This window comes from Shinella curvata (assembly GCF_022899935.1).
GTDB classification, from domain to species: Bacteria; Pseudomonadota; Alphaproteobacteria; order Rhizobiales; family Rhizobiaceae; genus Shinella; species Shinella curvata.
Window position 1 is genome coordinate 229,751 of the sequence record NZ_JALJCJ010000004.1, and the last position, 9,862, is coordinate 239,612.

Genomic DNA, 9,862 nt, shown 5'->3' on the forward strand with positions numbered 1-9,862 from the left:
GACGCGTCATGGTCGTTCCTCAGAAGGTCTGTCCAGCGAGCATGGCGAGGTGTTCGACCACGGGACCAAGGGCGAGTGCCGGGAAGAAGGTGAGGCCGCCGACAATAAGGATCGTCCCGACGAGAAGACCGACAAAGAGCGGGCCATCCGTGGGAAACGTGCCTGCGGAAGCCGGCACCGTCTTCTTGGCGATCAGCGAACCGGCAATCGCCAGCGCCGGGATGATGACGAGGAAGCGTCCCATCAGCATGCCGAGGCCCAGCGTCACATTGTACCAGGGCGTGTTGCCGGTCAGGCCGCCGAAGGCCGAGCCGTTGTTGGCCGCCGCCGACGTATAGGCGTAGAGGATTTCGGAGAAGCCGTGCGGGCCGGCCGTGCCGATTGAAGCGACCGCCGATGGCATGACGCTGGAGATGGCCGTGAAGACCAGCATGGCGAGCGGCAGGCAGAGGATGGCGAGCACGGCCATCTTCATTTCCTTCGCCTCGATCTTCTTGCCGAGATATTCCGGCGTGCGGCCGACCATCAGGCCTGCCACGAAGACGGCGACGACGATGAACAGGATGATGCCGTAGAAGCCCGCGCCGACGCCGCCGACGATCACTTCGCCGAGCTGCATGTTGAGGAGTGGGATGAGACCGCCCAGCGCCGTGAAGCTGCCGTGCATGGCATTGACCGCACCGCAGGAGGCCGCCGTCGTGACGACAGCGAAGAGCGACGACAAGGCAATGCCGAAACGGGTCTCCTTGCCTTCCATGTTGCCACCCTGCAGGCCGAAGGCGTGCATCAGCGAATTGCCGGAGGCCTCCGCCCAGTAGGTGATGGCAACGCCGGCGACGAACAGCAGTCCCATGGCAGCGAGGATGGTCCAACCTTGGCGCTGGTTGCCGACCGTGCGGCCGAAGACATTGGTGAAGGCCGCGCCGATCGCGAAGATCGACACCATCTGGATCATGTTCGAAATGGCATCCGGGTTCTCGAACGGGTGGGCGGAGTTCGCGTTGAAGAAGCCGCCGCCGTTGGTGCCGAGCATCTTGATGGCGAGCTGCGAGGCGACCGGGCCGAGTGCGATGGTCTGCCTTGCGCCCTCCAGCGTCGTCGCCTCCACGTAGGGGCCGAAGGTCTGCGGCACGCCGAGCGCGACATAGGCGAGTGTCAGCACGATGCAGACCGGCAGGAGCACATAGAGCGTGGCGCGGGTCATATCGACCCAGAAGTTGCCGAGCGCCCTGCCCGAAGAAGAACCTGCGAATGCGCGGATGAGCGCGACGGCGATCGCCATGCCGGTGGCAGCGGAGACGAAGTTCTGTACCGTCAGCCCCGCCATCTGGGTGAGATAGGACATCGTGCTTTCGCCACCATAATTCTGCCAGTTGGTGTTGGCGACGAAGCTGATGGCGGTGTTGAACGACAGTTCCGGGCCAACTGCGGTCATGCCGGCCGGGTTGAGCGGCAGCGCGCCCTGCAGGCGCTGGAGCGCGTAGAGCAACAGCAGGCCGGCGAGATTGAAGGCCAGCATGGCGAAGGCGTAGGCCGTCCAGCGCTGTTCTTCGCGTTCACTGGTCCCCGCCAACGCGTAGAGGCCCCGTTCGATCGGAACGAGGAGGGGGGAAAGAAACGTGCGCTCGCCGGCAAAGACACGCGTCATGTAGCCGCCGAGCGGTTTGACGAGCGCTACGACGATCCCGCAGAAAAGGAGGATTTGCAGCCAGCCGAATAGGGTCATGGGAGGAAACTTTCAAAGCCCGGCTGCTTCATCAGAAGCGCTCGGGGCGGATGAGGGCATAGGTCAGATAAAGGGTAAGGAAAACGGTGACCGCACCGCTGAAGACGTAGTCGAACAGCATGGTGCCTCCTCATAGCCTGTCGCAGGCTTGGGTGTAGACAAAGCAGAGGCCGAAGAAGCCGACTGCCGTGCCGATTAGAATGATGTCCATCATCGATCCGGACTCCTTTGTTGCCAGAGACCAGGACAAGCCCGTGGGCTTTCCGGCGTGGAGACGATCACGTCTCGTCACCAGATATGCGTCCGAACCGAATAGGCGTTCGAGAGTGGCCGGGGCGAAAAGAAATAGGAATCCTATAGGAATTTCGGCCCGTTGCTGAAGGTCGCCCATCGCCCCTGCCGGAATAGCACGGGACAAGCATGGACTGCCGCTTGCCCCGACGCGCCAGGCGGGCCACCTATGGCTCTCGCCACCGCCTGATTTTTTCGGATCCGCCCATGACCGTCGTCGCAGCCTTTTCCTATAGGAACGGAAACCGTGCCAATCCCGTGGAGCTTCAAGATGAGCGCTATACGACGGCAGAAGACGAGTTCGTCTGGATCGGCCTGACTGCGCCATCGGAGGACGAAATGGCGAAGCTGCGGGTGATGTTCGGCCTCCACCCACTCGCCGTCGAGGATGCACTGAAGGGTCGCCAGGTGCCCAAGGTGGAAGTCTATGGCGACCAGTTGTTCGTGATCGCCAAGACCGCCCATCTGGAGGGCGACAAGATCGCCTACGGAGAGACCTGCATCTTCGTCGGCAAGCGACACATCATCACGGTGCGGCACGGCTCCGCCCGCGCTCACAAGGAGCTTCGAGAGCAACTCGAGCAGTCACCGAGACTGCTGGAGCACGGGCCGGACTATGTGCTTCACGCCATTATCGACTTCATCGTGGACGGTTACCTGCCGATGGTCGAGAAGATGGAGGACAACGTGCTGACGATGGAAAAGCACATGCTCGCGTCCTTCCTGGAGCGCGAGCAGATCCGCCGACTTTTCCGTATGCGGCGGCAGGTCATCCTATTCCAGCGCGTGCTGGGCCCGATGGCCGAAATGCTCGGCAAACTCAGCCATCTCGACCTCCCCTGCATCGACGATAATGCCAAACCGTACTTCCGGGACGTGCACGACCATATCAGGCGCGTCGAAGTGATAGTGGCGGGGCTGCGGGAGGTGATCACGTCGGTTTTCGAGGCCAGCAACCTCCTGGAACAGCAGCGTCAGGGCACGATCACACGGCAACTGGCGGCCTGGGCGGCCATCCTTGCCGTACCCACCGCGATTGCAGGTATATACGGCATGAACTTCCAGTACATGCCGGAGCTTCAAACGCAGTATGGTTACTTCGTCGTGCTCGGGGTCATCGTGGTGATCTGCGCCATTCTCTATCAGCGCTTCAAGGCGGCCGGCTGGCTGTAGTTTTCCGTCCCAAAACCGGTTTCGGTGGGAAACATGCCTGCCGCCACAGAATGGCCGAGACACGGTTTGCGTTCCATCTCGCGCTGCACCATATTCGCGCCACCGCATAAACCGACGCCGGAGACGTTTTCAACGTGTCGCACGCCACCTCGCACGATCGCAGTTCCGACACCCGCAAGTTTCTCGTTCTGCTGCTTGGTTCGATCGGCGTCGTCTACGGCGACATCGGCACGAGCCCGCTCTACGCGTTTCGTGAAGCGCTCCGGCCGTTCGTCTCCGATGGCGTGATCCGCGAGGAGGTCGTCATCGGTCTCATTTCGCTGATGGTCTGGACGCTCACCATCATCGTGACCTTCAAATATGTGCTGTTCCTGCTGCGCGCCGACAATGATGGCGAAGGCGGAACGCTCTCGCTGCTGGCCCTGCTGATGAAGAAATCCGGCAGCTATATGCCTGTTCTGTTCTTCGCCGGGGTCATCGGGGCAGCCCTTTTTATCGGCGATGCGATGATTACGCCGGCGCTCTCCGTCATGTCGGCTCTGGAGGGCATGAAGCTGGTGACGCCGGCCTTCGCCGACTATGTGCTCCCCCTTTCCGCGGCGATCATGGTGGGGCTTTTCCTCGTGCAGTCGAAAGGCACGGCCGCCGTTTCGAAATTCTTCGGCCCCATCACCGTCGTCTGGTTCTTGGCCATGGCCTGGGGCGGCCTCATCCATATCGGCGACGACTGGACGATCCTGCAAGCATTGAACCCGCTGAATGCGCTCTGGTTCATCACCCATGCCGGCATCGTGGGGCTCATCGTGCTCGGGGCTGTCTTCCTCACCGTCACCGGCGCCGAAGCGCTCTACGCCGATCTTGGCCATTTCGGCCGCAAACCGATCCAGGTGGCATGGTTCATTCTCGTCTTCCCGGCGCTTGCGCTCAACTATCTCGGGCAGGGTGCCCTCGTGCTGACCCACCCCGAGGCCGTCGAGAACCCGTTCTACCTGCTCTATCCCGACTGGGCGCTGCTGCCGATCGTCATTCTCGCCACCATGGCGACCATCATTGCCAGCCAGGCCGTGATAACAGGCGCCTTTTCACTGGCCCGTCAGGCGGTGCATCTCGGCTTCCTGCCGCGCCTGATGATAAAGTTTACCTCCGAGACCAATACGGGACAGATCTACGTTCCCGCTGTCAACGGCGTGCTGTTCATCGGGGTCATCGTGCTCATTTTCTCCTTCGGCGATTCAGAGTCGCTTGCGACGGCCTACGGCATCTCGGTAACGGGAGCGATGGTGGTGACGACGCTGATGGCGCACCAGTTCCTGCGGCAGGTCTGGGGATACTCGGTGGTCACCGCGAGCCTGCTGCTGCTGCCGCTGCTCCTGGTCGAAGGTGTGTTCCTGATCGCCAACCTCACGAAGATCCACGACGGCGGCTGGGTGCCTGTCGTGCTCGCCGTCGCCATCATGCTCGTCATGTGGACGTGGACGCGCGGGACGCGATACCTCAAGAACAAGATCGCGCAGAGCGATATTCCGCTCACGGATTTCATCGCGGCCGTCGAAAAGAAGTCGAAGCATGCGCCCGCGATCGTACCGGGGACCGCAATCTTCCTGACGAGCGTGCCGGACCGCACCCCTGCCGTCCTTCTGCACAACATCAAGCACAACCACGTACTGCATGAGCGCAACGTCATCCTGACGGTCTGGACCCAGGACAAGCCCTACGTTCCGGATTCAGAGCGCATCCAGATACAGACCCTCAGCGACCGTTTCATGCGCATCGACCTGACATTTGGCTTCATGGAGGATCCCAATGTCACCAAGGCTCTCAGCGCCTGCCGCAAGAAGGGTTTCAAGTTCGAGATCATGAACACCTCGTTCTACCTCGGTCGGCGCGTGCTCGTGCGCTCGCCGAATGTTGGCCTGCCGGGATGGCAGGAGCGGCTCTACATCGCGCTTGCCGACTTCGGCATCGATCCCTCGGACTATTTCAAGCTGCCCGCCAACCGCGTGGTCGAACTCGGCGAGCAGGTCGCGATCTGAAGATCGGCCGTGCTTGTCGGCGGGACGAGTCCACTCGGCATGGTGGACGGTATCCCCATGGTAACGCATTAAACTTGACTAAGTTTCTCAACTTAGGTTATGGCCATGTCTTGCAAGGGATCGCGCGCAGGCGTTCACGCTCTGCAAGAAGCGCAAGCAGGAGAGGGAACAAGTCGTCTTGAAGGACGGGGATGCGACGGCGCTGCTCTACGCCACCCACAAGCCCGCTCTGGTGCGATACGCCACGCGCATTCTCGGTTCCCGGGAGGCGGCGGAGGATATCGTCCAGGATGCCTTCATCCGGTTTGGCCCCGCCAACACGACCGCCACGACCGCAGGCCAGACACTCGCCTATCTCTACCGTATCGTGCGCAACCTCTGCTTCGACGTCATCAAGCGACGGAAAATCGAGATGAGGGAGCGGGATAGCGAGCCACCCTACTGGTCGATCCCGCGCGCTGTCGAGACACCGGAGGAAAACGTCCAGGTTTCACAGGAGCTGCAGGTTATACGCGACGTGCTCGATGGCTTTCCGCTCGATGTGCGGGTTGCGGTCGAAATGCATCGCTTCGGCGGGCATACCCTCGAGGAGGTGGCTGCGCATCTTGGCATTTCGGTCGCCACCGCGCATCGGCACGTTCGGGCAGCACTAGTGGAAATTGCGCTTCGTCTTGCCGATGCCGCCTCATGATTTTGGCGGCATGAAAAAAAATTGTCAGTAAATCGTCCCTACGCAGATTTTGATTATTCGGCTAGAACTCGCTGCACGGCGCGGGAAGCCGGGGCACAGGTATTATTTTGATCAGGGACGACACAGACAGGCGGCGTGCGATGGAAGAAGCCATGGATTGGCTTCTGCGCCTCAAGGCCGAGCCGCAATGTCAGGAGGCCGCCCGCGGGCTTCATGCTTGGCTGGAGCATTCCGATGACAATCGTACGGCATGGCAGGCGGCGCTACGCACCTGGGAGCTGCTCGGCGAGGTCAAGCCGCAATACACCGATCTCTGGTCCGCCAGGCCGGATGCAACCGTGGTGGTCCATCCGGCCTGGCGTCGGCGTCGTTGGGTGGCCGGAGGCGTGTTTGCCATAGCGGCGGCGATCGCGCTCGTTCTTGCCGGCCCCGCGCTGCTTCTGCGCCTTCAGGCGGATGTGATGACGACAACGGGCGAAAGCCGTCTGGTGACGCTGGCCGACGGCACCGAGGTCAATCTCTCGGGCGGAAGCGCGATCGGCGTGGATATCACGGCGGAAGGGCGCCGGGTGCGCCTGCTCTCGGGCGAGGCTTTCTTCGACGTGGCACATGATGCAGCTCGCCCCTTCACCGTGGAAGCCGGTGGCGCCAAGGTCGTCGTTCTCGGCACGGCCTTCGACGTGGCGCTCGACCCCTCTTCCACGACGGTGCAGCTGGCGCGGGGTGTCGTCGGCATTTCCGGAACCACCGCGTCTGCGGTCACCGAAATGGCACCGGGCGACATGGCGACGGTCGATCACGATACAGGCGAAATCCTGCATGAAACCGTGCCGGTCGGCGAGATCGGCGCCTGGCGCAACGGCTTGCTCTTCGTCAATGACGTTCCCGTGGAAAGCGTCGTCGCACGCCTGCAGCGCTATCATTCCGCCTGGATCGGCCTGCCCGACCGGAGACTCGCACGGCAGCGGGTGACGGGCCTCTATGATCTGCGCGATCCCGACCGGGCCTTGCGTGCGCTCGTCCAGCCGCTTGGCGGCAAGGTCCGGGCCGTGTCCGATTATGTGCGCGTGATCTCGCGTTTCTAGGTTCACGAAAAGTTTTCTGAAAAAATCAAGAAATTCGCCCCGGACGTGAAAAAGATTCCGGAGCCGGTCGTCATTGCACCGGGAATGCGCGCCGGGGCGGCGCGTCCCAGGGTTAGGACACCGGGGGTAAAATGCGTTTGCATATCGATCGATCGAAGGGAACACGCGCCGGGGCGCGGGTTCGCAATGTCTTCTTCGCCAGGCTGATGGTTTCCACGGCGGCCGCACTTCTCTTCAGCCTGCCGCACGCTGCGTTGCAGCCGGCCATGGCGCAGGAGAAGACGGCGCGCGTCGGCACCATTGCTTTCGACATTCCGGCGCAATCTCTGGCAAGCGCCTTGAACGCGTTCGGCCGGCAGTCCGGCTTGCAGGTTTCGCTCGCGGCCTCCACGTCCCGTGGTGTGACCTCCCGGGCGGTGAAGGGTACCTATACGCCAGAGCAAGCGCTTGCCGCCTTGCTCGAGGGCACCGAGGCCCGACATGCGATCACGCCCGAGGGCACCGCCATCGTCACGCCGAAAAACATTTCGCCGCTCGTCACCGGCTCGGTGGAGGATGGCTCGACGACGCTGCAGCAGGTGACGGTCGAGGGGGAAGGCGCTAGCCAGGGCGGTGTCGGCAAGGTCAAGATCACGGCCAAGGATCTCGAGCGCAAGAATCCTTCGAACCTTCAGGACGTCTTCCGCGACGAACCGAGCGTCAAGGTCGGCTCTTCCCTGCCCATGTCGCAGAAGGTCTATGTCAACGGTATCGAGGAAACCAACCTTGCCGTCTCGATCGATGGCAGCCGGCAGAACAACAAGGTTTTCCATCACAACGCGACGACGCTCATCGATCCGGCGCTTCTGAAGGCCGTCAGCGTGGATGAGGGCGTGGCGCCAGCCGATGCCGGTCCGGGTGCCCTTGGCGGCGCCATCGCCTATGAGACGAAGGATGCGCGCGATCTGCTCGACGGCGATGGTTTCGGCGGCTTCGTCAATTCCACTTACAACTCGAATGGCGGGGTCTTCGGCACCGGTGTTTCCGCCTACGGTCTCCATCAGGGGTTCGAATATCTCGGCTATCTCAATTTCAGCCGCGGCGGCGAGTTTTCCGACGCCAATGGCGACAAGGTGCTGGGAACGCGTTCGAACTTCCTGAGCGGGCTCGGCAAGATTGCCTACGAATTCGAAAGCGGCGACCGAATCGAGATCAGCCATGAAGGCATCCGGGACGATGCGCCGCGGCCCTTCCGTGCCAACATGCGCCACACGGATGGCAGCAAGCCGGGTGAACCCGTCGTCCGCGATTACCGCCTCGACAGGAACAACACGGTTCTCACCTATACCGATGAAACCCCCGAGGGGTGGTGGGACCCGAGAGTTGTCCTGGCCTACGGCACGACCGATGTCGGCACGACGGTTTACCTTCCGCCTGGCAGCCTGCCGGAGAAATACCCGATTGAAGGCATGACATCGACGTTCAACGGCAAGTTCGAAAACCGTTTCCATGTCGGCATCGGTACGGTGACGGCGGGCGTCGATTTCTACAGCGATCGCGCGGAACTGGACGATCTTTTCGATCCGGCCGTGGAAAAGGCGCAGAACGTCGGCGCCTATGTGCAAGCGCGCCTCGAGCCGTTCGACCGCACGCGCCTGTCGTTTGGCGGCCGTGCCGACCAGCAATGGTTTACGGGCACGGGAGGACAGGAATTCGATAATGCCGGCCTCAGCGGAAACATCTCGGGTGAATACGACATCATCGAGGATTTGCTGACGGCAAAGGCCGGTTACTCCCATGTCTGGTCCGGCATCCCGCTTGCGGAAAACTTCATCATGAACCCGAACTGGGTCTATCTGCCGGAGCCCGAGCCGGCGACTGCCGACAACTACACGGTGGGCCTCGAGGCCAAGTACAATGGCTTCACGCTTGAGGGCTCCATTTTCCGGACGGATATGGAGAATGTACGGTCGGCGCGCTATCGCACCGCCTATACGGCTCGCCATGTGGAGTCGGAGGGCTTCTCCGTTGCTGCCGGCTACGAGTGGAACGACAGCTTCGTGCGCGTGAAATATGTCAACACGGACACGCTGATCGACGGGCAGCCGGCGGATTCCGACACCGGTACGTATCTCACGACGCCTGTCGGCGAGATTATTACCGTTGCGGCCGCGCATACCTTCTCGGACTACGGTGTCACGATCGGCGGCGACATCGAATTCGCGCTGAAATACGACAAGTTGCCCGCGGCGCCTGAGGGCGAGCCGGCTTACAAGCCCTTCAAGGCCTACCAGGTGTTCAACGCCTATCTCGAATACAAGCCGCCGAGCCACAAGAATCTGACGCTGCGCGCCGATGTGAAGAACGTCTTCAACGAGGTTTACGCAGACCGCGCAACCTATGGCCAGGAATTCGGGGTGGTCGATCCGCTTTACCAGCCCGGCCGTTCGTTCCTCGTGAGCCTGCGCGCCACCTTCTAACGCCATCGTTCCCGGCGGCGCGGTGCCGCCGGGAACGGACCATCGGAAAGAGGAGGACCCTCCATGGAAGCCACCACCCGATTCGAAACCGAAAACAGTGCAAGATACCTGCAGCAACTCTGCAAACATTTCGCCCACAAGGTCGATGTGACCCTTGGCGAGACCAGCGGCGAATGCCGCTTTTCCTGCGGCACCTCGGTGCTCACCATCGTAGAGAACGGCCTCGACATCCATGTCTCTGCTGCCGACGAAGACGGTCTTCGTGATACCAAGGCCGTCATTGAGGATCACCTCCTGCGCTTCGCCTTCCGCGAAGCTCCGCCGCCGTTTTCCTGGCGCCCCGTCACCTGATCGCACGCCCGTCATCTGACACCCCGTCGTCAATTTCGGACCGGTTCGCCGTA

The 9,862-nt window shown here is 61.8% G+C and carries 8 protein-coding genes; 6 read left to right on the forward strand and 2 right to left on the reverse strand.

The genetic code is table 11. The annotated features are described in order from the left end of the window. Positions 1-19 precede the first annotated feature (19 nt). Positions 20-1,726, reverse strand: a complete 1,707-nt coding sequence (gene kdpA, locus MUU55_RS16065) for a potassium-transporting ATPase subunit KdpA (protein ID WP_244761760.1) — start codon at positions 1,724-1,726, stop codon at positions 20-22. 31 nt (positions 1,727-1,757) lie between these two features. Next, positions 1,758-1,847 (reverse strand): K(+)-transporting ATPase subunit F, encoded by a 90-nt coding sequence (kdpF, locus tag MUU55_RS16070; protein ID WP_244761761.1) that lies wholly within the window; start codon positions 1,845-1,847, stop codon positions 1,758-1,760. Positions 1,848-2,224: 377 nt separating this feature from the next. Here kdpF and corA point away from each other — a divergent pair, with 377 nt between their 5' ends. From corA to MUU55_RS16100, 6 genes are all read left to right on the forward strand, one after another. Then, the gene (gene corA, locus MUU55_RS16075) at positions 2,225-3,190 is read left to right on the forward strand and encodes a magnesium/cobalt transporter CorA (RefSeq protein WP_244761762.1); all 966 of its coding nucleotides are present in this window, start codon (positions 2,225-2,227) and stop codon (positions 3,188-3,190) included. Positions 3,191-3,378: 188 nt separating this feature from the next. After that, a complete protein-coding gene (locus MUU55_RS16080) occupies positions 3,379-5,223 on the forward strand; it encodes a potassium transporter Kup (RefSeq protein WP_280519004.1) in 1,845 nt (614 codons plus the stop codon). Between the two features lie 178 nt (positions 5,224-5,401). Next, positions 5,402-5,914, forward strand: a complete 513-nt coding sequence (locus MUU55_RS16085; RefSeq protein ID WP_244761764.1) for an RNA polymerase sigma factor — start codon at positions 5,402-5,404, stop codon at positions 5,912-5,914. Positions 5,915-6,066: 152 nt separating this feature from the next. Beyond that, complete coding sequence (locus MUU55_RS16090; RefSeq protein ID WP_244761765.1) at positions 6,067-6,999, forward strand: FecR family protein; 933 nt, start codon at positions 6,067-6,069, stop codon at positions 6,997-6,999. Positions 7,000-7,130: 131 nt separating this feature from the next. Continuing rightward, positions 7,131-9,458, forward strand: a complete 2,328-nt coding sequence (locus MUU55_RS16095) for a TonB-dependent receptor (protein ID WP_244761766.1) — start codon at positions 7,131-7,133, stop codon at positions 9,456-9,458. Between the two features lie 63 nt (positions 9,459-9,521). Next, positions 9,522-9,809 carry a DUF2218 domain-containing protein gene (locus MUU55_RS16100; protein ID WP_244761767.1) on the forward strand — a complete coding sequence of 96 codons (288 nt, stop codon included), beginning with the start codon at positions 9,522-9,524 and terminating at the stop codon, positions 9,807-9,809. Positions 9,810-9,862: the final 53 nt, after the last annotated feature.

What these genes read in the sequence shown, in the direction of transcription:
- kdpA (WP_244761760.1), bottom strand. Translation starts at nt 1,726, where the DNA reads ATGACCCTATTCGGCTGGCTGCAAATCCTCCTTTTCTGCGGGATCGTC.
- kdpF (WP_244761761.1), bottom strand. Translation starts at nt 1,847, where the DNA reads ATGCTGTTCGACTACGTCTTCAGCGGTGCGGTCACCGTTTTCCTTACC.
- corA (WP_244761762.1), top strand. Translation starts at nt 2,225, where the DNA reads ATGACCGTCGTCGCAGCCTTTTCCTATAGGAACGGAAACCGTGCCAAT.
- MUU55_RS16090 (WP_244761765.1), top strand. Translation starts at nt 6,067, where the DNA reads ATGGATTGGCTTCTGCGCCTCAAGGCCGAGCCGCAATGTCAGGAGGCC.
- MUU55_RS16095 (WP_244761766.1), top strand. Translation starts at nt 7,131, where the DNA reads ATGCGTTTGCATATCGATCGATCGAAGGGAACACGCGCCGGGGCGCGG.
- MUU55_RS16100 (WP_244761767.1), top strand. Translation starts at nt 9,522, where the DNA reads ATGGAAGCCACCACCCGATTCGAAACCGAAAACAGTGCAAGATACCTG.